At 41.3% G+C, this 23343-nt stretch carries 16 protein-coding genes and 1 tRNA gene; 7 read left to right on the top strand and 10 right to left on the bottom strand.

The window, feature by feature from the left end; translation table 11 throughout:
- The first annotated feature begins 15 nt into the window (after positions 1–15).
- The 3 genes from BIZ36_RS08340 to BIZ36_RS08330 are packed head-to-tail and all read left to right on the top strand — an operon-like array spanning position 16 to position 3944.
- Positions 16–1476, top strand: coding sequence for a DUF1501 domain-containing protein (locus BIZ36_RS08340; RefSeq protein ID WP_222937315.1), 1461 nt, complete (start codon positions 16–18; stop codon positions 1474–1476).
- A gap of 17 nt (positions 1477–1493) precedes the next feature.
- Positions 1494–2552 carry an NHL repeat-containing protein gene (locus tag BIZ36_RS08335; RefSeq protein ID WP_187457433.1) on the top strand — a complete coding sequence of 353 codons (1059 nt, stop codon included), beginning with the start codon at positions 1494–1496 and terminating at the stop codon, positions 2550–2552.
- 18 nt (positions 2553–2570) lie between these two features.
- Entirely contained in the window at positions 2571–3944 is a 1374-nt protein-coding gene (locus BIZ36_RS08330; RefSeq protein ID WP_187457432.1) for a c-type cytochrome domain-containing protein, read from the top strand.
- 53 nt (positions 3945–3997) lie between these two features.
- On the opposite strand, the gene BIZ36_RS08325 is transcribed toward BIZ36_RS08330, so the two are convergent.
- From BIZ36_RS08325 to BIZ36_RS08295, 7 genes are all read right to left on the bottom strand, one after another.
- Positions 3998–4075, bottom strand: a tRNA-Val gene (locus tag BIZ36_RS08325).
- Positions 4076–4136: 61 nt separating this feature from the next.
- The gene (locus BIZ36_RS08320; RefSeq protein WP_187457431.1) at positions 4137–5351 is read right to left on the bottom strand and encodes a bifunctional folylpolyglutamate synthase/dihydrofolate synthase; all 1215 of its coding nucleotides are present in this window, start codon (positions 5349–5351) and stop codon (positions 4137–4139) included.
- Complete coding sequence (locus BIZ36_RS08315) at positions 5348–6295, bottom strand: energy transducer TonB (RefSeq protein ID WP_187457430.1); 948 nt, start codon at positions 6293–6295, stop codon at positions 5348–5350. Before BIZ36_RS08315 ends, BIZ36_RS08320 begins: the two co-directional genes overlap by 4 nt.
- Complete coding sequence (locus BIZ36_RS08310; RefSeq protein WP_187457429.1) at positions 6295–6681, bottom strand: ExbD/TolR family protein; 387 nt, start codon at positions 6679–6681, stop codon at positions 6295–6297. The genes BIZ36_RS08315 and BIZ36_RS08310 overlap by 1 nt, the downstream gene beginning before the upstream one ends.
- Positions 6682–6690: 9 nt before the next feature.
- The gene (locus BIZ36_RS08305; protein WP_187457428.1) at positions 6691–7383 is read right to left on the bottom strand and encodes a MotA/TolQ/ExbB proton channel family protein; all 693 of its coding nucleotides are present in this window, start codon (positions 7381–7383) and stop codon (positions 6691–6693) included.
- Between the two features lie 51 nt (positions 7384–7434).
- Positions 7435–8802 (bottom strand): sodium:proton antiporter NhaD, encoded by a 1368-nt coding sequence (nhaD, locus tag BIZ36_RS08300; RefSeq protein ID WP_187457427.1) that lies wholly within the window; start codon positions 8800–8802, stop codon positions 7435–7437.
- A gap of 12 nt (positions 8803–8814) precedes the next feature.
- Complete coding sequence (locus BIZ36_RS08295; RefSeq protein WP_187457426.1) at positions 8815–10047, bottom strand: Glu/Leu/Phe/Val dehydrogenase dimerization domain-containing protein; 1233 nt, start codon at positions 10045–10047, stop codon at positions 8815–8817.
- 273 nt (positions 10048–10320) lie between these two features.
- Here BIZ36_RS08295 and BIZ36_RS08290 point away from each other — a divergent pair, with 273 nt between their 5' ends.
- The 4 genes from BIZ36_RS08290 (at position 10321) to BIZ36_RS08275 (ending at position 18698) form a co-directional block, all read left to right on the top strand.
- On the top strand, positions 10321–11463 hold the full coding sequence (locus BIZ36_RS08290) for an acyl-CoA dehydrogenase (RefSeq protein ID WP_187457425.1): 1143 nt from the start codon (positions 10321–10323) through the stop codon (positions 11461–11463).
- Between the two features lie 331 nt (positions 11464–11794).
- Entirely contained in the window at positions 11795–16300 is a 4506-nt protein-coding gene (gene gltB, locus BIZ36_RS08285; protein WP_187457424.1) for a glutamate synthase large subunit, read from the top strand.
- A gap of 2 nt (positions 16301–16302) precedes the next feature.
- Complete coding sequence (locus BIZ36_RS08280) at positions 16303–17763, top strand: glutamate synthase subunit beta (protein WP_187457423.1); 1461 nt, start codon at positions 16303–16305, stop codon at positions 17761–17763.
- 89 nt (positions 17764–17852) lie between these two features.
- Positions 17853–18698 carry a DMT family transporter gene (locus BIZ36_RS08275; RefSeq protein ID WP_187457422.1) on the top strand — a complete coding sequence of 282 codons (846 nt, stop codon included), beginning with the start codon at positions 17853–17855 and terminating at the stop codon, positions 18696–18698.
- Positions 18699–18716: 18 nt separating this feature from the next.
- Here BIZ36_RS08275 and BIZ36_RS08270 read toward each other — a convergent pair whose 3' ends face one another.
- Genes BIZ36_RS08270 through BIZ36_RS08260 form a run of 3 tightly spaced genes read right to left on the bottom strand, consistent with a single transcriptional unit; the run spans position 18717 to position 23338 of the window.
- A complete protein-coding gene (locus BIZ36_RS08270) occupies positions 18717–20153 on the bottom strand; it encodes a sulfatase family protein (RefSeq protein ID WP_187457421.1) in 1437 nt (478 codons plus the stop codon).
- Positions 20154–20157: 4 nt separating this feature from the next.
- Positions 20158–21705, bottom strand: a complete 1548-nt coding sequence (locus tag BIZ36_RS08265) for a sulfatase family protein (RefSeq protein WP_187457420.1) — start codon at positions 21703–21705, stop codon at positions 20158–20160.
- A gap of 28 nt (positions 21706–21733) precedes the next feature.
- The gene (locus tag BIZ36_RS08260; RefSeq protein ID WP_187457419.1) at positions 21734–23338 is read right to left on the bottom strand and encodes a sulfatase; all 1605 of its coding nucleotides are present in this window, start codon (positions 23336–23338) and stop codon (positions 21734–21736) included.
- Positions 23339–23343 lie beyond the last annotated feature (5 nt).

Raw genomic sequence — 23343 nt, 5'->3', positions numbered from 1 at the left:
AAAACTAATCCAAACATGTGTACACACCACGAAAATAAAAATTACTCAAGACGAGACTTTCTTACCAAAACAAGTTTGGGTATGGGAGCGCTTTCATTGGCGTCGATGCTCGACCCAATGAATTTGTTCGGTAACCAAACATCGTTGACCTCCCCGTCGCTGAACGGCGGTGCCTTGGGCACTCCGCATTTTCCGCCTAAAGTGAAACGGGTGATTTATCTATTTCAAAGTGGGGCGCCTTCTCAGCTAGACCTTTTTGACTATAAACCCCTTCTGAATAAAATGCAGGGGCAAGATTTACCTAAAAGTATACAAGGGGAACAACGGCTTACAGGGATGTCATCAGGCCAAGCTACTTTACCATTGGCTGGCACCATTTTCAACTTTAAACAACACGGCGATAGTGGTGCTTGGATGAGTGATTTAATGCCCCATACCTCCAAAATCGTAGATGAACTCTGTTTTATAAAATCCATGTACACGGAGGCTATTAACCATGATCCGGCCATTACCTTTTTACAAACCGGATCACAGCTTCCGGGAAGGCCTTCTATTGGATCTTGGGTGAGTTACGGTCTCGGCACCGATAATAAAAACCTTCCGGAGTTTGTGGTGTTGGTCACAAAGGATAAATACGGTCAACCTCTTTATTCCCGGTTATGGGGCAACGGTTTTTTGCCTTCCCAACACCAAGGAGTCCAGTTTAGGGCCGGAAAAGCCCCAGTGCTATATTTGAACAATCCACCTGGTATCACCGAAAAAAGTAGACGCGAACAACTGGACCAACTTCAAAAATTGGAACAAATGAATCATCAAGATATTGGTGACCCTGAAATTTTGGCCAGAATGTCCCAATATGAAATGGCCTTTAGAATGCAGACGTCTGTGCCGGAAATAATGGATACAAAAGACGAACCCGATTATATTTATGACATGTACGGTGAAGACAGCAGAAAGCCCGGCACTTTTGCCGCCAACTGTATTTTAGCTCGCCGATTGGCCGAAAGGGACGTAAAATTTATTCAGCTTTATCATCAAGGTTGGGACCAACATGGTAATCTTCCAAATGCCATCAAAGTGCAGTGTAAAGATACCGACCAGGCCACCGCCGCCTTGATCAAAGATTTAAAACAACGGGGAATGTTAGAGGACACTCTCGTTATTTGGGGAGGAGAGTTTGGAAGAACCAACTACTCGCAAGGAAAGCTTACCCCAGATAATTTCGGGCGTGACCATCACCCCAAGTGTTTTACTATTTTTATGGCCGGGGCCGGAATCAAAAAAGGCTTTACTCTAGGCGCTACGGATGATTTTGGCTACAACGTAACCGAACGCCCTGTGCATGTTCATGATTTTCAGGCCACCCTTATGCATTTATTGGGTATCGACCATGAAAAATTAACCTTTAAATTTCAAGGTCGTAGATTTAGACTCACAGATGTACACGGCCATGTCGTAAAAGAAATATTAGCTTAATCCAAACTATCATAAAAATGAAATCCGCTCAAAACTCAAGAAGAAATTTTATAAAAGCTACTGGTATTGTTTCCGGTGCTAGTCTAATGGCTCCCTCCTATACATTTGGTATCATCCATAAAAAGAAAAAAGGTGCTCTGGTCGGTCATGGAGATTTTCAATATAGGGTAGACCAAGAATGGGGTATTCAAGACCCGACCAAAATTCCTGTGAACGATTGCCATGAAATGGTTATGGACAGTAAAGGTAGAATTTTAATGACTACTACAGGAGCCAATAACAACAACGTTCTTGTTTATGACAAATCAGGTAAAGTTTTGGAATCATGGGGAACTACTTTTCCAGGTGCTCACGGCTTATCTATTATGGGAGAAAACAGTGACCAATTTTTGTTCATTACGGACCCCGATTCACACAGAGTCACCAAAACCAGTATCGACGGTAAGACCATCATGACTTTGGACCGCCCTAAAGAAGTAGAAGGCTACACTTCTGACGACCAATTCAAACCTACTGAAACCACTATTTTGCCGAATGGAGAATTTTATATTGCCGACGGGTATGGCGAAAATTATATTATTCACTACGATGCCGATGGAAATTATTTGAACCATTTTGGTGGCAAAGGAAGCGGGGAAGACAAATTTAACTGCTGTCACGGTATCACCTTAGACACGCGTGATGCCTCGAACCCAACCCTGTTGATTACGTCACGCGCCAGTCAAGAATTCAAAAGATTTACACTTGATGGCGAACATTTGGAGACCATCAAACTACCAGGATGCTCAATATGCAGGCCGGTGATTCACGGCGAAAACATCTATTTCGCGGTAATCGTCACTAAAACATGGGATACCTATGACGGTATGATTGCCGTTCTGGATTCGAACAACAAAATTGTTTCGCTACCCGGAGGGAGCGCCCCCGATTATAGTTCAGGAATTCTTGCAGAGCCTACCTACGATGGAAAAACCTTTAAAAACCCTCATGATGTGCTGGTAGGTAACGATGGCAACCTATATGTACCTCAATGGAACTCTGGTAAAACCTACCCTATTAAACTAAATAGGGTTTAATCCGGAAACAGCTATTTTATGATTGCGTTAGAATTCACAACGTTTCTGGGCCGGTTCCACCCTCTATTTGTACATCTACCCATCGGGTTTTTGATATTGGCCATAGCACTTGAGTGGTATAGGCGCTTTACAAAGCAGGACTTGGAGAGTAGTTTAATTCCGTTTGCTTGGCTATTGGGCGCACTGAGTGCTCTGGGTGCTGCCGTAACGGGGTGGTATTTGGGGGAAACCGGGCTTTATGAAGAAGAGTTATTATTTTCTCACCGGTGGTTGGGTATCGCTCTTATTTTTATCGCCTTAGCAGGATGGTGGATCAAAAGAAAACCAAAAACTATTCCTACTTGGGTGCATCACACCTTTAATGTAGTACTGTTGGTGCTTCTGTCCGTTGAAGGCCATAAAGGAGGCAATCTTACCCATGGAGAGACCTATCTGGCGGAATACGCTCCAGATCCTTTAAAAAGAATTTTACAAAAAGAGGCTGCTGATAACACAAAGCTACTAAGCTTAAATACAGATTCGATAAGGGTATATGCCGATTTGATAGAACCCATTTTTAAGGAAAAATGCTTTGCCTGTCATAATGACGATATCAAACGCGGAGGGCTCAATATGAGCCATCCTGATTCTATGATGCAAATTGGCAATAACGAAGTGGTCATTAAAGGTGGTAATGTTGGGCAAAGCGAATTGTTTAAGCGAATTACCTTGCCACAAAGCAGTGTAAAATTCATGCCCCCAACGAACAAAGTGTTATCCTACGATGAGATTAAAACGGTGGAATGGTGGATTGACCAAGGTGCAGATTTTGACGGAAGACTGAGTCAATTGAACATTTCCGAAGATATGTCAGCAATTTTTTTACGTACCTACGGAATTGACACCAGCCCAAAACCCTATTATGAAAAGGTAAGTGTTCAACCAGCAGACAGCCTTGCCATAGTTGATATTTCGAAAAAAGGATTTACCATCAAATCTTTGGGTGGTGATAACAATCTTTTGGATGTTAAGTACTCAGGAAACGAACTAAGTTCGGAGTTAATAAACTCGTTAGAACCCATTAAAGACCATATCACTTGGCTATCGTTGGGCAACACCAATATCTCTAACGAAATGCTCTCAGAAGTGGGAAAATTTAAAAATTTGACCCGTCTTCAGTTAGAAAAAACAGCGGTAGGGGATGCCGGAGTAACGCAATTAAAAAACCTTAATCACTTAGAAGCTCTAAACCTCTATAATAATGAGGGTGTTACCGATAGCAGTATTGAGACATTAAAACAAATGGCTGGCTTAAAAAGGGTGTATCTCTGGGGAACTCAGGTGTCCAAAGAAAAAGCCGCAGAACTATCGAAAACCAATGAAAATATAGACGTTATTTTGGGAGAAAACTAAAAAACAGAAGCCCAGAAAATAAAAAAACCGGACTTTAAAAAGTCCGGTTTTTCTGGTGGGCAATGAGGGATTCGAACCCCCGACCCCCTCGGTGTAAACGAGGTGCTCTGAACCAACTGAGCTAATTGCCCTAAAAAGGTGTGCAAATATAAAATGCTTTTATTGATTCCCAAAGAAAAAAAAGAATAAAATTTAAAGAATTTCAGCTACCGTAAAAGTACTTCCTCCAACGTACACAAAATCAATGTTTTTCGCAGAACTTACCGCATCATTAAAAGCATCTTCTACAGATAAAAATTTCTTCCCATTTAAATTGTAGTTCAAAGATTGAGTAAATAATTCGTCCACGGGAAGTCCCCTTTCCAAATTAGGGCGACACCAATAATAGGTGGCATTTTTGGGTAGTAAAGGAAGAATGCCGTTTAAATCCTTTCCCTTCACAAAACCCATTACCATGTGTAAATGACTATAAGAGTATTTTGCAATCTGCTTCATGATGATACTTAGTCCCTCCTTATTATGTGCCGTATCGCATACGACCATAGGCTCTTGCGAAAGAACCTGCCAGCGCCCCATTAACCCGGTATTCTCTGTAACTCTTGCGAGTCCGTTTTTAATATGCGCTTCGGATATTTTGAGAGTGTCCTTTAAAATTTTAACTACGGCCAACACCCCCTTAATATTTTTGGTTTGATAATCCCCAAGAAGGGAGGTGCGGTAATCGGGTAACTTTAACTCTTCGGCAAAAACAATAGGAGACTTTCGGTCTTTGGCCACCTTTTCAAAAACAGGTCGGGTTTCTTCTTGAAACTCACTGATTACCACCGGAACTCCTTCTTTAATAATACCTGCCTTTTCATAGGCTATCTTTTCCAATGTATCGCCCAACATATCTGTATGATCATAGCCAATATTGGTAATAAGGGACACTAAAGGAGTAATGATATTTGTGGAATCGAGCCTACCTCCCAACCCTACTTCAATTACTGCCACATCTACCTTTTCCTTAGCAAAATAATCAAATGCCATACCCACGGTCATTTCAAAAAAGGATAAATGCTTATTTTCAAAAAACGGCTGGTTACGACCAATAAAATCAATCACAAATTGTTTTGTAACGGGGTTCCCATTAATTCGAATACGTTCTCTGAAATCCTTTAAATGAGGCGATGTGTACAACCCAACTTTATAACCTGCCTCCTGAAGTATGGAGGCTATCATGTGACTGCTAGAGCCCTTACCATTGGTACCGGCCACATGGATGCTTTTAAAAGCTGTGTGGGGATTACCAAGGTAATCAGAAAAGGATAAGACTCCCTCTAGTTTTGCATTAAAAGCTTTTGTTCCCTGATTTTGATACATTGGAAGTTGCGCAAACATCCAATCTAGGGTCTCCTGATAGGTCACTCTCCCAATTTAAAGTTCACCACTACAAAACCTACTTGTTGACTGGGTGCATTGGAATCGAGATTCCATTTATGCTTGAAGGCCGTTTTTTTGGCGGGATCCAAAAGACAAGGGCTGTTATTGGTGGTACCTTTGACACCCGGAGTGGCGCTAACCACATTCCCATTACGGTCTACCACTATTTTAACCACTACCCTACCCTCTTCATTACACTCTTGTTTTACTTGGCCTTTGCTAACTAAAGAGCGTCCGTTCAACCCGTAACCACCTGTTCCACTACCGGAACCTGGTGCACCATAATAGCTGGTCGCATATGGGTCACCACCCGGCTGACCTTTATCTCCGGCCCTACTATCATCCCCTTCACTTCCCGAAGCGGTTCCCTCAGATTTACTGATACCGCCTATAAGAGCATCCAATTTTTTCTTTTTCGCTTCTTGTTCTTGTCTGGCTTTTTCTTCAGCTTCCCTTTTCTCACGAGCTTTTCTTTCCGCTTCGGCCTTTTTACGTGCCTCCGCCTCGGCTGCCTTGTTTTTAGCTTGCTTTTCAGCCTCTTCAGCCTTTCTTTTAGCCTCCTCCGCTTTCTTCATACGAATCGCTTCCTCGTTATCTTGCGTCAAGACTTTTTCGGCAGGGGCTTCCTCTGCTATGGCTTCTTCCGGTACTTCTTCGGCTACCTCTTCAATTACCTCTTCTTCCACAACCTGTTCTTGTTCTGTTGGTTCAACGGGAGGCGTATCCAAAGGTTCGGAGCGAATAGGTTCTTTTGGCTGAACGTTTCCACTGCCAAATTCCATCGTTCCAAAATTTACGGTAATACCATTCTCCTCAGGAGGATCCATATAGGTAAGACCAATATAAAACATAACAAGTAGGAGCACGCTTAGCAGAAAAGTGGTAAGCGTAAAGGATTTCTTCTTGTGTCTCGTGTCTAGAAAGAACATTAATTGGGTCGCACGGCCAAGATAACCTTGTAATTGTTCCTATTGGCAATATCCATAACGTTTACGGCCTCTTTAATGGCCACGCTTTCTTCTGCCCTTAGGATAATTGTAGGTTTATCTTGCCCTTCCAGTGCTTTTTTTAGTTCAATTTCAATGTATTCTCCGTTGATCCGTTCATTATTGACAAAGTATTGTAAGTTCTTATCAATACTCACGGAAACATTCTGTGTGTTGGTAGATTTCCCTTTTGCCTTTGGCAGTAATAAATCCAGGGCATTGGGAGAATTTGCGGTTAGCATAAAGAATATCAACAACAGAAATACAATATCTGTCATTGAAGACATGCTAAAATCAGGACTTACCTTATTTCTACCCCTTAACTTCATACCGCCGAATTATAATGGTTCGTTCAACAAATCCAAGAATTCTACCGCATTGGCCTCCATTTTATGAACTACTTTATCAGTACGGTTCACCAAGTGATTATATCCAATATAAGCTATAATACCAACAATAAGACCTGCAACTGTAGTAGTCATGGCCGTATAAATACCTGAAGCCAAAGAACCCATTTCTGCCTGTCCGCCACTTGTAGCCATTTCATGAAAAGCCAAAATCATACCGATTACCGTTCCCAAGAAACCGATCATAGGAGCGGCACCGGCAACAGTTGCAAGTATACTTACATTTTTTTCCAACTTATAAACCTCCAAGGTACCGGCATTTTCAATGGCGGTATTGATATCGTCCAAGGGTTTTCCAATTCTGGAAACCCCTTTTTCGGTTAATCTTGCTACCGGTGAATCTGTCTGGGCACATAGCAGTTTAGCCGCTTCCAACTTACCATTGGTAACATGGTCCCTGATTTGATTCATGAAATTCTTATCGATTTTGGAAGCCGCCTTAATTGCAAACAATCTTTCAAAATAAATATACAATGCCACAAAGAGAAGAATAAACAGCACAGTGATTATCAATACACTACCCGTACCTCCATTAAAGATCAAATCTATTACAGACAAGGTCTTCTCCTCAGACATAGCATCACCAATTGCGGGGTCTTGTGCCGCATCTTGAAATAGCATCATAGAATTCTTAGTTATTACAGTTGCCTCTATAACGATGTTTTGTCGATTAAATTATGCGTGTAGGATAAAATTTCTTATCAGCACAAAAACAATCGCTCCTGAGATAAATCCAACAAATGCCAACCAAGCAATCTTCTTCAAATACCAAAAGAAATCAATTTTCTCCATTCCCATGGCAACAACTCCAGCAGCAGATCCAATAATCAACATACTACCACCTGTACCGGCAGAATAAGCGATAAAGTGCCAAACCGGGTCATCTACAGGAACTGAGAACATTCCCATACTCGCTGCCACTAAAGGAACATTATCAATCACGGCCGATCCTATACCTAATATCAGTACTACCAAATCCGAGACCAACTCACCTTTAGATTCGGTTCCCATCATTGGCAAGTTAGCTTCTAAACTTTCCGCAAAATGGAATAGCATACCTAGTGACTCCAAGGCTGCAACAGCCATTAAAATCCCTAAGAAAAAGAGAATACTTGGCATCTCGATTTTAGATAAGGATGCATGAACGGGACTGTGATGCCCTTGGGTATCATGCCCCTCACCATCTACTGTGGAAAGACTGAATTTAGAATTACTATAAATCTCGGCAAAGGTTGCTACAACGGCCAAGGAAAGCATCATACCCACATACGGAGGCAAATGGGTAATGGTCTTAAAGAAGGGTACAAATACAATGGCGCCCAACCCTAAATACAACATAATTGAACCATATTTGGATTTTGGCTCTTCCTCAGCCTCTACATCGGTCACAATTTCTCCGCTAAAAGCTGAAAACCTACTAGCAAGTAAAACAGGTACCACCATACAAACAATAGAAGGAAGAAGCACATGTTCCACCAATAAAGGTGCAGTTACCTTATTACCGATCCATAGCATCGTAGTGGTAACGTCTCCAATGGGCGACCACGCCCCACCAGCATTTGCGGCGATGATTACCAAACCGGCAAACCACAATCTGGTATCGCGTTCCTTAATGACCTTTTGAAGGATAGTAACCAATACAATGGTAGCCGTAAGGTTATCGATAATAGCGGACAACACAAATGCCAAAATAGCAAACAGCCACAACAGCTTTCGCTTACTCTTAGTTCTGATATAGCCTTTGATGGTGGCGAAACCATCAAAATAATCTATGATTTCTACAATAGTCATGGCACCTAAAAGGAATACCAGAATTTCGGCGGTTTTACCTAAATGATGCAGCAATATTTCATCAATATGAGTAGGCTCCAATTCCTTTAGCGCCGTGTTCACCTCAAACACATCCATGTGTGTCAAGGCGATTATCGCCCATAACAGGGCCATCATTGCCAATGCGGGTATGAGTTTATCAATTTTTAGGTTATGTTCCATGGTTATCGCCAGATAACCCACAATAAATACAATGATGAGAATTGTTTCCATTTTCTATTTGGTTTATATTAGTTGTTTTAGTGCAATTTCAAATGCTGTTCTACTTATATTTTTTGGCGAAGGATTTTGGCTAAAGATATTTAAAATTGCCTTCCTAATGGTATTGGAGGTATCATTAAATATCATTTCATCATCCATTGCCACACGTTTTTCCATAAAGTATGCAAAAACTCGAGCCATACCACAATTAGAGATAAAATCCGGGATAAGACTTACTTTGCCGTCTGCATATTCCATAATAGGACCAAAGAATATTTCCTTGTCCGCAAATGGGACGTTGGCTCCGCAGGAGACTACTTCCAAACCACTTTGAATCATAGATTCTATCTGCTGCTTGGTTATGAGGCGTGAGGCTGCACATGGTGCAAAAATCTCTGTGGGCAAATTCCATATTCGTTCGTTTATCTCTTCAAAAGGCAATAGTTCTCCCGCTACCGGGTTTAAGGTATTGCCTTTCTTATTCAAATAAAGAGCCCTAATTTCCTCAAAAGAAAAACCGTCTTCCTTTATCAAGCCGCCTGCGCGGTCAATAATTCCAACCACTTTTGCTCCCATTTGGGCCAAATAATAGGCTGCCGCAGCACCAACGTTTCCAAAACCTTGCACAACAGCACGTTTCCCTTCTACCGTGCCCCCGTAGATATCATAATAATGACGTACCGCTTCTGCAACGCCGAATCCAGTAACCATATCGGCCACCGTATATTTTCTTGATGTATCTGGCGAATACGTATTGTTTTCTATAGGTTTTATAACCCCAAGCCGCAATTGGCCTATACGGTTAATTTTATCTGCTTCGGTAGGTCTAAAGTGCCCATTAAAAACACCTTCTTGAGGATGCCAAACCCCCGCATCTTCGGTAATAGGTATTACTTCGTGAATTTCATCCACATTCAAATCCCCTCCGGTTCCGTAATAACTTTTTAAAAGCGGGGAAACGGCATGGTACCATCTTTCCAAAACTCCTTTCTTTCGAGGGTCATTGGGATCAAAGTTTATGCCTGACTTGGCCCCACCAATGGGTGGACCCGATACAGTAAATTTTACTTCCATAGTCTTGGCCAAGGACAGCACCTCGTTCATATCCAAGCCTTCCCGCATCCTTGTGCCCCCTCCTGCAGCTCCGCCACGAAGGGAATTAATAACCGTCCACCCCTCAGCTTCGGTTAAGGAGTCCTTCCAGTTAAAGACAATTTCAGGCGATTTATTTTCGTAGGTTTGAAGTAATTCTTTCATTTAATTGATTTAAAATTATAAGACAATGTATATTGATTATCAACGTGCGAAACCAAAATTTAAATCCCCCCTTGCGGGGCTAATGCTGTCTCATAATTTTTCTTTTAATCAATTTCTTATTGATGCCCGACAAATATAAAAATTTGCCAGCGTATTCCGTATATTTAACAAATACTGTTAAAAAAGCAGTATATTTCAAAGCAGGGTAAAAAATACCCGCAATACCAGTGTCTCAACACAAGTTTTACAACCCCCTAAAACTCAACAACAACTATGGATTTTTCACTTTCCGAAGAGCATGAAATGATTCGCCAAGCAGCAAGGGATTTTGCTCAAAATGAACTTTTGCCCGGCGTAATCGAACGAGACGAAAATCAAATTTTTCCCAAAGAACAAATCAAAAAATTAGGCGAGCTTGGATTTATGGGAATGATGACAGACCCAGAATACAACGGCAGCGGAATGGACACCCTTTCTTATGTAATTGCCATGGAAGAACTTTCAAAGGTCGATGCCTCTACCTCTGTGGTGGTTTCCGTAAACAATTCCTTGGTTTGTTGGGGATTGGAAACCTTTGGCTCCAAAGAGCACAAAGAAAAGTATTTAAGCAGGCTAGCGTCCGGTGAAATTATAGGGGCATTTTGCCTATCTGAACCTGAAGCGGGCAGTGACGCTACTTCACAAAAGACCACGGCCATTGACCATGGCGACCATTATATTCTAAACGGAACCAAAAACTGGATTACCAATGGAGGTACTGCCGAGGTATATTTGGTAATTGCTCAAACAGATCGCGAAAAAGGTCACAAGGGAATCAACGCGCTCATTGTTGAAAAGGGCATGCCCGGGTTTGAGATTGGCCCAAAAGAAAATAAGCTGGGTATAAGAGGAAGCGACACGCATTCCTTAAACTTTAATGATGTTAAGGTCCCTAAAGAAAACAGAATAGGCGATGACGGCTTTGGTTTTAAATTTGCAATGAAAACCCTCTCCGGTGGGCGTATTGGGATTGCTGCCCAAGCACTTGGTATAGCTGCAGGGGCTTACGAACTTGCTCTAAAATACTCCAAAGAAAGGAAGGCTTTTGGAACGGAAATAGCCAATCATCAAGCCATTGCCTTTAAACTAGCAGATATGCATACCCAAATAGAAGCAGCGAGACACCTGGTATACAAAGCCGCTTGGGACAAAGATCAAGGAAAAAACTATGATTTATCAGGTGCAATGGCCAAACTTTACGCATCTCAAGTAGCCATGGAAACTTCGGTTGAGGCCGTGCAGATTCATGGAGGAAACGGATTTGTAAAGGAATACCATGTTGAAAGACTCATGCGAGACGCAAAAATCACACAGATCTACGAAGGTACTTCAGAGATACAGAAAATTGTAATTTCAAGGTCAATTCTCAGAAATTAGCGACAAAACAAAGTGATTCTTAATTACCCACCCTCACAACAGGAGGGTGTTTTACTCATTAACCTACATCTCAAAAATTATAACCCTAATAATTTTAGGGCAATATGTTACAAAAGAACAATTCTAGACAAGCACACCCCTCAAAAACTTTAAAAGCCAACTCTTTTGAGCTAAATTTACCATTCTGATAATTTTAGGGGGTGGATAATCCATATTTAAACATTATTTAACGTTTAATTCAAAACGTTGGATTTTTATTCGATTACCCCAAAATCACTATTAATAATGCATCAAAAAAGTTATTTTTGAGGAAATACGATAATATATGACGATGAAGAGACAAGGTATGTACCTACCGGAATTTGAGCACGAAAACTGCGGTGCCGGATTCATTTGTAATTTAAAGGGAGAAAAGTCTAACCAGATTATTCACGATGCCCTTGAAATTCTTGTGAAATTGGAACACCGTGGAGGGGTAAGTGCAGATGGAAGAACGGGTGATGGTGCAGGATTGTTAATTGATATACCGCATGATTATTTTAAAAGAGTCTGTGATTTTCAATTACCTGAGCAACGCCAATATGCCGTAGGTATGGTTTTCTTTCCAAAAAACGGAAACCAATTTATTTACTGTAAGGAAACTTTTGAAAAAGAAATAAAAAATCAAGGCCTGAAAATTCTGGGCTGGAGAACAGTTCCTGTGGATTCTTCACAATTAGGGGAAATTGCGGCCGCTTCCGAACCTCTCATCCAACAAGTTTTTATTGCTCAAGAAGATCTTGAGGAAAACGTATTTAAGGCTAAGCTCTATGCTGCCAGAAAAATAGCCGAACACAATATTAGAAAATCTAAAATCTCTTTGGCAGATTATTTCTATGTATGTAGTCTCTCCAACACAACCTTAATATATAAGGGTATCATCATGCCCGAAGATATTGGGCCTTATTTTACGGATTTGCAACAACCGGACCTTGTAACAAGACTGGCGTTGGTACACCAGAGGTTCTCAACCAACACCATGCCTTCATGGGAGCTGGCACAACCTTTTAGGTTTTTATGTCAAAATGGGGAAATCAATACCTTAAGAGGAAACGTTTCCAGAATGCGGGTTCGTGAAGAAATTATGAAGTCTGAAATTTTTGGAGAGGATATGGAAAAACTATTTCCTATTATCCTACCTGGAAAATCAGATTCGGCCTCCATGGACATGTCCGTGGAATTATTGACCCTAACAGGGCGTTCGCTACCAGAGGTAATGATGATGACCATTCCGGAAGCTTGGGAGAAACATGCTACTATGTCTGATGAAAGAAAGGCTTTCTATGAATACAATTCCTGTATTATGGAACCTTGGGACGGACCAGCCTCCGTACCCTTTACAGATGGGGATTATATTGGGGCACTACTAGACCGTAATGGACTTAGACCTTCAAGATATACGGTTACCAAAAGCGGAAAGTTGATTATGTCTTCTGAAGTTGGTGTAGTGGACCTGGACCCTTCAGATATTGCGTATCACGGTAGATTGGAACCAGGAAAAATGTTCCTGGTGGACATGAATGAAGGTCGCATCATAGACGATGAAGAAATAAAAGCAAAAATAGTTTCGGAAAGACCTTACCGTAAATGGTTGAAGGAAAAAAGTTTGCAACTTAAAGATGTAGATTACACCAATGATACCTGCCCTATTGAAACCATTGATGTAAACACAAGGCAAAGACTTTACAACTATACTATTGAAGACATTCAAGAAGTAATTGTGCCAATGGCCCAAAACGGAAAAGAAGCTTTGGGATCCATGGGTATCGATACTCCTATTGCGGTACTTTCAGATTTACCACAATTACTTCCCAATTACTTTAAGCAATTGTTTGCCCAAGTTACCAACCCTCCGTTAGATGGTATTAGGGAAGAAGTGGTTACGGATATCAGTCTAGCACTTGGTCACGATAAGAATATTTTTGACATTACTCCAGAGCAATGTTCCAAACTTAGAATCCAAAATCCGGTTATTTCCAATGACGATTTGGAAAAAATCAGAAGTATAGGAATTAGCGGGTTTAAGGCGGAAACTATTGGTATGCTCTATGAAGTAGAGCGCGGAATGAACGGTTTGGAAGAAGGTCTGGACCAAATTATTGAGCAAGTTACCGATGCTGTTGAAAAAGGTGTGAATATTATCATTCTTTCTGATAGGGGAGCCAAAAAAGGTTTAGCCCCCATCCCTTGTCTGTTGGCATGCTCCTTTGTTCATCACCAAATGAACAGGTTAAGAAAGCGTTCCTACTTTGATATTATTATAGAATCCGCGGAACCTCGGGAACCACATCATTTTGCCACTTTGTTCGGTTATGGAGCTTCGGCCATTAATCCGTACATGGTTAATGAAATTATTAGACAACAGGTGAAGGATGGCTTTATAGAGCTTGAAGAGCAGGTTGCCGTAAACAATTTCAACAAAGCCATAGGAAAGGGTCTTCTTAAGATCATGAATAAAATTGGTATTTCTACCTTACATTCCTATAGAGGTTCTCAAATTTTTGAAATCGTAGGATTCAACTCAGATTTCGTGGAGAAATATTTCCCTTATACTACCTCAAGAATTGAAGGTGTGGGATTGTACGAAATTGAAAAAGAAATTAACCATAGGTACAAAAATGCCTATCCGGAGACTAAAATTGACAAAAATCTCGCCTTAAATATTGGTGGGGAATATAGATGGAGACGTCATGGTGAAAGGCATATGTTTAACCCGACCACTATTGCAAAACTACAGCAATCCGTTAGGTTAAGTGACCAAAAATCATATGATATCTATGCACAGGCCATTAATGACCAGTCTAAGCGAATGCTTACCATTAGGGGCTTGTTCGAGTTTAGTAACCTAGACCCTATTCCTCTGGAGGAAGTAGAGCCATGGACGGAGATTGTAAAGCGTTTTAAAACAGGCGCAATGTCTTACGGTTCCATTTCCAGGGAAGCACACGAAAATCTGGCCATTGCCATGAACCGTTTGGGCGGTAAGTCCAACTCCGGTGAAGGTGGTGAAGACAGAAGACGTTTTCAACCAGATGCCAACGGAGATAATAAGAACTCCGCCATCAAACAGGTTGCTTCTGGTAGGTTTGGGGTAACATCGCATTATTTATCTTCTGCGAAGGAAATTCAGATAAAAATGGCACAAGGCGCCAAGCCTGGTGAAGGAGGGCAACTTCCTGGTCATAAGGTATTACCTTGGATAGCCTCGGCAAGAAACTCCACTCCTTTTGTAGGTTTGGTTTCACCTCCACCTCATCATGATATTTATTCTATTGAGGATTTGGCCCAATTGATCTATGACCTTAAAAATGCCAACAGAGAAGCGCGGGTCAATGTAAAACTGGTTTCCGAGGTTGGTGTTGGTACTATTGCAGCCGGTGTTGCAAAAGCCAAGGCAGATGTAGTTCTTATCTCCGGATACGATGGAGGAACGGGAGCTTCTCCCCTCACCTCATTAAAGCACGCGGGCTTACCATGGGAGCTTGGTCTTGCCGAAGCACAGCAAACTCTCGTTCTCAATAATCTTAGGTCTAGAATCGTGGTAGAATGCGATGGCCAAATGAAAACTGGTAGGGATGTGGCAATTGCTGCCCTACTGGGTGCGGAAGAATTTGGTTTTGCAACGGCTCCTCTTGTAGCTTCTGGTTGTATTATGATGCGTAAATGTCATTTAAATACGTGTCCCGTAGGTATTGCTACTCAGGATAAAGAGCTAAGAAAGAACTTTAAGGGTACGCCGGAACACGTAATCAACTTCTTCTATTTTGTTGCAAATGAGCTTAGGTCCATTATGGCGCAACTTGGTTTTAGAACCATGGACGAAATGATTGGTCAGGCCAACAAATTAAATGCAAGAAAGGTATTGGACCATTACAAGGCGAAAGGACTTGACCTTTCCGGAATTTTATACCAACCGGAAGGTTACGAAAACCTTGTTCTAAGAAATACAGAAAAACAGGATCATAATCTGGATGAAGTAATTGATTTTCAAATTTTGAAAGATGCTCACATGGCCATCTTCAGAAAGGTGGTAACTTCTTTGGACTACAAAATAAATAATACGGACCGTTCCGTAGGAGCAATCGTTTCGAACGAAATATCCAAAATTTACGGACATTTGGGTCTACCGGACGACACCCTTAATTTAACTTTCACCGGTTCTGCCGGCCAGAGTTTTGGGGTTTTTGGTGCTAACGGTATCACATACACCATCCATGGAAATTCTAATGACTACCTTGGTAAAGGGCTTTCTGGAGCAAAGATTATTGTAAAAAAACCAGAAGCCGCGGATTTCAAGGCGGAGGAAAATATAATTGTGGGTAATGTTTGCCTTTTTGGGGCGGTTAAAGGCCAGGCTTACATCAACGGTATTGCCGGAGAACGATTTGCCGTTAGAAACTCAGGGGCCACTGCCGTAGTAGAAGGAGTTGGAGACCATGGCTGTGAGTACATGACCGGAGGTAAAGTCGTTATTCTAGGTAAAACAGGAAGAAACTTTGCAGCTGGTATGAGCGGCGGTTACGCCTACGTCTTTGATGAAAAAGGCTTGTTCAAAAACGGACTTTGCAACGAAGAAACAGTCGACTTTGATCCACTTACAGAAGAAGACAAAGAAGAATTGAAGGGCTTGATTGAAAATCATGTTCTTTATACAAGTAGTAACAGAGGAAAAGAGGTTCTTGAAAATTGGGAAGAAAATTTGAAAAAGTTTGTGAAAGTAATGCCAAGGGAATATAAGGCTGCACTTGAGCGTATTGCCAACGAAGAACCAATGGTTGAAGAATTACAGATAGCATAATTATGGGAAAGATTACCGGATTTAAAGAATACGAAAGACAGGATGAGGCTTATACACCTGTAAAAGAAAGAGTTGGCCACTACAAGGAGTTCACTATACCTATGAATGAAAAAGAAATAGGTTTACAAGGCTCCAGATGTATGGATTGCGGTATTCCCTTTTGCCATAGTGGATGCCCGCTTGGGAATCTGATTCCTGACTTTAACCATATGGTTCACCAAGGAGAATGGCATAAGGCGTCCCTTATTCTTCATTCTACCAATAATTTTCCTGAATTTACGGGTAGGTTATGCCCTGCACCTTGCGAACAGTCTTGTGTATTGGGAATTATTGAAGACCCCGTATCCATTGAAAATATAGAGAAAAACATTGTTGAAAAGGCCTTTTCCGAAGGTTGGATCAAAGCTGTTCCTCCCAAAAAACGTACGGGAAAAACAGTTGCCATTGTAGGCTCAGGACCTGCCGGTTTGGCGGCTGCACAGCAGTTGAACAGAGCTGGGCATCTGGTAACGGTATACGAAAGGGACGATGAAATCGGTGGGCTTTTGCGTTATGGAATTCCAAACTTTAAAATGGAAAAAAGCATTATTGACCGTAGGGTGGATATCCTAAAAGAAGAAGGAATTCAGTTTAAAGTCAACTCCCATGTAGGTGAAAATGTTCCTGTGGAGGAAATTAAGGGTTATGATGCGGTTGTTTTAGCCGGAGGCGCTACAAAAAGAAGATCATTACCTATTCCCGGTATTGATGCGGATGGTGTGGTTCAGGCAATGGATTTTCTAACCCAGCAGACCAAAGTGGTTCTAGGAAAAAAGGTAGAAAACCAAGTAATGGCAACCGATAAGAATGTAATTGTTATTGGTGGGGGTGATACTGGTTCAGATTGTATTGGAACCTCAAATAGACATGGTGCCAAATCCGTGGTGAATTTTGAAATTATGCCCAAACCCCCGGGAGACAGGTCACCAAGCACACCTTGGCCCTATTGGCCCTTACAGCTAAAAACATCCAGCTCCCACAAAGAAGGGGTAGAACGTAATTGGTTGATCAACACCAAGGAGTTTATAACCGATGAAAATGGAAAACTTACCGCACTTAAAACCGTTCGTGTGGAATGGAAAACAGTTCCCGGCCAAAGACCACAATTAATTGAGGTTGAAGGCACAGAAAAAGAGTGGAAATGTGAATTAGCCTTATTGGCCCTCGGATTTACCGGTTCGGAAACTACTATTTCTGATCAATTGGGCATCAAGCATGACGCTAGAACCAACATTGAGGCATCTGAAAATGATTACAAGACAAATGTACCCGGTGTATTTGCCGCTGGAGACCAAAGAAGAGGGCAGTCCCTTATTGTTTGGGCTATTTCCGAAGGAAGGCAAGCAGCTCACCACGTGGATAAATATCTAATGGGCAGCTCTTCACTTCCTTTAAAAGGAGAGGGAGACCTACCAGGGGTTTAATCTTTTTAATATTCATTAGTAATATTTGATATCCAACCCGTACCTCGGGTTGGATATTTTATTTTAAACAGGATATAGAACACAAATTCATGATATTAAAAAAAGTTTTGCTGTATATGACCCTTGGTACACTTGCTTTTACCATAATGAACACTATGGTAAAACACTTGCTGAAGTATGATGTATACCAAGTTGTTTTCTTTAGGGGATTGGGCTCCTTGATTATCACAATGGCATTAATTTATAAAATGAAGCTGCCAATTTTAGGGAACAAGAAAAAACTATTGATATTCAGGGCACTTACCGGTACCCTATCCATGACCCTATTCTTTGCTTCAATGAAATATCTTTCAGCTGCAACTGCGGTTTCACTTAGATATCTAGCCCCTATTTTCTCCGCCATTTTCGCCATTTATTTCCTAAGGGAAAAAATAAAGCTACCTCAATGGTTCTTTTTTCTAATATCCTTTACCGGTGTTGTTATACTCAAGGGCCTAGACACTAACGTCAACAATATAGGATTGACGCTGATTCTAGCGGCGGCGGTAATTACCGGACTGGTATATATAAGCATAAGTAAAATAGGCACTCAAGACCATTCTCTAATCATTATCAACTATTTTATGTTGACAGCCACGGTATTTGGAGGATTAATGGCCATACCCTATTGGAAAAACCCCGTTGGTCTCGATTGGGCCCTTTTTATGGTTTTAGGTGTATTTGGGTTTATTGGTCAATATTTTATGACCAAGGCGTTTCAAATTGGAGCCAACAATTTAGTGGCCCCATTAAAATACCTAGAGGTTTTGTTTACCGGTATATTAGGCTTTCTGTGGTTGGGAGAAGTATACACTATGTACAGCCTCATAGGAATTCTCTTGATTGTTTCAGGCTTGGTGGCCAATGTTGTTTATAAGTCAAAATATAGGGCTTAACTTTTTGTTCGAGTTGAACTATAACTTCCAGAAATCGCTTTTTGCGGTAATATTAACATCCCAATCTTGACCGGGATTAGGATTGTATTTAGGGTCATTGTCCTTATCCGGAAAAGATTCGGCAACGCTTTTCAACATATTAAAATTGGTAATTCTAGCTTTAGTATTTAACTCTTCAATTATATTATTCTCTTCAAATGGGTCTGCTTCTAAATCATAGAACTTCATTACTTCACCCTTAGAATCAAGGTATAACTTGTATTCTCTGTTCCTTAAAACTCTATCTCTAAATTTGTATTGGTTTTCCACTCCGTTTTCGGTAAGGCGAGCAAAGTTGCCCCCGCCCATACCTAAAATCCATTCTCGAGAAGTATCCCTACCTTCTAACAAAACGCTCTTAAAAGACTTTCCATCAATTACATGCTTACCATCTACATCCGGCGCACCACCTGCTACGTCAATAAAAGTTGGTAGTAAATCAGTAAAATCTACCAGGGCGTTGGATTCTTGCCCACCTTTAATATTTTTAGGCCAGCTTACTATAAAAGGCTGACAAATTCCTGCTTCAGCAGTGGTAGCTTTGCCCCCTCTTACCTTTCGCCCCTTGTAACCGCCGGTAATAGTCTTAGTGGTTCCGTTATCGGTTGTAAAAACAATCAGGGTATTCTGGAAAATATTATTTTCTTTTAGGGATTGAATTAACTGGCCCAAAATCTTATCGGTGTACCGCACCATGGCCTTGTGTTTACCGATCTTATCATCGGCCGTTTCATCAGGGGTGTTTACAAAGGGAGTATGGGTCAAGACCATTGGGTAGTATACAAAACTTGGCTTTACTGTATCTTCCTTTAAGAAATCAATTATAAAATCACGAAAAACATCAGGGCCAAAAGCATCTTTATAGGTCTTACTCCCATCTTTTGTAAAAACATAGGGGTTCCAATATCGTTCAGCACTCGCTTTGATTCCCGCTTCGTAACCGGTCCACATACAAAAATCATCAAATCCTACTTTAACGAGCGCATCAGGTTCTACTCGAAAGTCGTCAATTTGCCATTTACCGGCGACACAAGTTCTATAGCCCTGATCTCTAAGTTTTTTGACTAGGGAGGGATTCAATTTTTCATCAAAATGCGCTCCTCCTCCCCAGCGTGGTACGTCCCAGTGATTCACCCAACCATGTCTAAACGGATACTGTCCGGTCAATAGGGTTACTCTCGAAGGGGTGCATTGTGGCATTGAATAAGCATTATGAAATTTAATTCCCTTTTTTGCTAGTGCATCTATATTCGGGGTTTCAATATCTTCGGCACCATAAGCACTTATCCATTCCTTACCTAAGTCATCTACCAGTATAAACAGTATATTAGGTTTTAGAGTTTCTGTTTTATTTGGTTTATCAACTTCAATACAGCCAAACAGGCTAAGCATAATAAAAAAGACGATACACCTCATAACTTTAAGATTCTATTTTTACTTTATCCAATATGGATTTAAGGGATAAAGGGTCATTGTACTTCTTTTGAAGTTCTATCAAATCAGATAACAAACTTTCAACTTTTTTAGAATATTCTTTGCTCGATGACAAATCATTCATTTCATTGGGGTCGTTTTTCATATCGAATAGAAGCACCTTTTCCATCGTGGGAAATACCAATAACTTATAACCATCCTTCCTGATCATACGCTGAACCTGAGTGTAAGCGCCATAGACCCCATCTGAATAATGACCTTTTGTATTATCGCCCTGGAGCACATCCATAAAACTATGGAACTGAACATAGTCCGGTTTTTTAACCTCTGCCAACTCTAAAGTAGTGGCCATGATATCCTGAAGGTAAACATCTTGATCAAATACCTTTCCTTTGGGCACATTGGGACCCATGACCATCATGGGAATACGTACGCTATGGTCAAACAGACTTTGTTTACCTATCAATCCATGATGCCCTACGGATAGTCCATGATCGGCTCCAAAAAAGATATAAGTATTGTCCATTTTTCCGCTTGCTTCCAAGGCATCCAAAATTTTTCCGATTTGCTCATCCATATGGCTTATAAGCGCATAGTATTCTTGACGATGCACCTTTACTGCATATTCCGTTCTTGGGAAAGGGGCCAGCGCCTCGTCCCTTAGCCCGGGCTCGTTTCCTATCTCTTCTTTCCAAGGATATTCCGGCAGGAAATTCTCGGGAACCCTAATATTTTCCAATGGGTACATGTCCATAAAACGTTGTGGAGCCTGCCTTGGATCATGGGTTGCATTAAAAGCCAGGTACATGAAAAACGGATTGTCCTTGTCCTTGGCAATGTCCAAAAAGGAAAGCGCATCGTTCTTTACGACCTCACTCCAATGGGTACCACCTTCCCAAAAACCACCTTGAAGGGTATCCGTAGGAGACCAATCCTTATCTTCCGGACCAGTTGGTCTGCCATAACCAATGGGCATATAATCATTCCAATCCTTCATATCCCCGGATTCTTCTTTCCATTTCTTAATTGCGGCTCCCAGTTCACCTCTTCTATCCCCTGGCATTCCGGGCCTAATATGCCTTGCATCGTTGAATATGGTTTTTGCCGGAGCCTCAACATGCCATTTCCCGGTCATATAAGTATCATATCCTTCCTTTTCCAATAAACGACTCCATGTCTGGTTCATTGCAAGGGAATCACCTTGTCCCCATTTTTGGCTTTTCTCTTGGGCGTTCCAAATATAGGAACCGGAAATAATCATTGCTCTAGAAGCTACGCATATAGCCCCGTTCCAACCGCCCATATTATAGGCATGGCTAAAGGAAGAGCCATTGTTCACCAATCGATCCAGATTAGGCGTATACACTTCATCAAACCCCAAGGCATTGATACTCTCAAAAGTTTGGTCATCCGCAAAAAGGAATACAAAATTGGGTTTGGACACCTCTTTTGAATCAGTTGATAGTTTAGATTCCTCTTTACAACTTAGAAATAGTAGAGGTAAAACTGTGATTAAGTAAAAAAACGATTTCAAAGTTTTAGGAATTTTAATGGTTGTTAAATTAATCTTCTGTAATCATGCTTCCCCACCAATCCGCATTTGGTTGAAAATCTTCGGATAAGAAATCCATTCGTTGTTTCTCCAACGCTGGCATTTTTTCTTTCACCATATTTTGATGGCGCTTGGCCGCCAAATTTGCATTATACTCTTTGTCTTTCTCAGGTAGTCGGGCACCTACCTCTTTCAACCAGTTTAAAAGTTGACTACTTAACTTTTGTGCCACTTTCTTATGCTGCCCTATGACATTATTTTGTTCGCTAGGATCTTCCCTCAAATTATAAAGTTCTTCAAAATCGTTTTCCCAGTAATGAATCAACTTCCAATCTCCCAACCGTATGATGGAGGATGGGTTTCCTCCTTGATTGCCATAATGGGGATAATGCCAATATAGGGGACGTTCTAGGTTGAGTGTTTTTCCTTCTAAAATAGGTTTAAGGCTCACCCCGTCTTTGTGCTGATCAGGCAACTGTTCCAATTGAGCTAAATCCAAAAGGGTTGGGAAAAAATCGGCTCCGGTAACAGGGAAATCACTTTTCTTGCTTTTGATTGCCAACCACGGTACCTTTATGAAAAAAGGTTCTCTAATCCCTCCTTCCCACTGGTACCCCTTACCCCCTCTTAGCGGTAAATTTGAAGTGGAGAAGGCATCTCCTGAAGCCACCCCTCCATTGTCTGAAGTGAAAACCACAATAGTATTATCAGCTACACCGTTAGTTTTGAGTGATTCCAAAACCACTCCCACGGCGTCATCCATACTTTCAACCAAGCCTGCATAAATGGGGTTATCTTGAACTGTTCTAATGGGCAATACCCTTTCCATTTCGTACCCCTCCTTAGCTATCCCTTGCTTATGGGCCTTATCCCTATATTTTTTCCATTTTGGTTGCGTAGTTTGAATGGGCCCGTGGACCGCATAGAAGGATAGAAATGCAAAAAATGGGACGTCTTTATTTTGCCCTATGAAATCCGCTGTCTCCCGTGCAAGTCTCATCGAAAGATTTTCGCCATCCTTTTTAATGGGGAGCTTAGGGTTGTTCCAAGGTGAGAAATAACCTCCCATTGGGCTTCCTTTGTCCCAACCTGCAACATTAATATCAAAACCGTGGTCTTCAGGATAGTTTCCTTTATCGCCCAAGTGCCATTTTCCTGAAAAAAAGGTTCTATAGCCATTGACCTTGAAGGCTTCAGCAATGGAAATATCTTCTTTTGGCAGCGCATGAACATATTCAGCCGGCAATAATTGATCATGTCGCCCGTGCTCCCGCCAAGCTGTACCGGTTTTGGCACCTATCCAATCTGTAATGCCATGTCTTGCAGTAAATTTACCCGTCATGATACTGGCTCGCGATGGGCTGCAAACCCTACTTGCGGCATACCCTTGTGTGAATTCCATGCCGTCTTTTGCAATGGAATCGACATTTGGGGTTTCATAAAAAGAACTTCCCGTAACACTTAGGTCCTTCAAACCCAAATCGTCAACCAAAATGAACAATACATTTGGTTTTACTTCTTTTACTTCCCTCTCTATTTTTTCGCTACAGGAAAAAGCAAAAACAAGGCAATTTAGTATTAGCAAACGATTTACAATACGTAGCTTGACACCCATTTACC

Origin of the sequence: Cytophaga sp. FL35 (genome assembly GCF_014349235.1) — a bacterium.
In the GTDB taxonomy this organism is placed as follows: domain Bacteria; phylum Bacteroidota; class Bacteroidia; order Flavobacteriales; family Flavobacteriaceae; genus Euzebyella.
The sequence above is the reverse complement of the archived record's forward strand: the minus strand, read 5'-3'. Positions and strand labels throughout refer to the sequence as shown.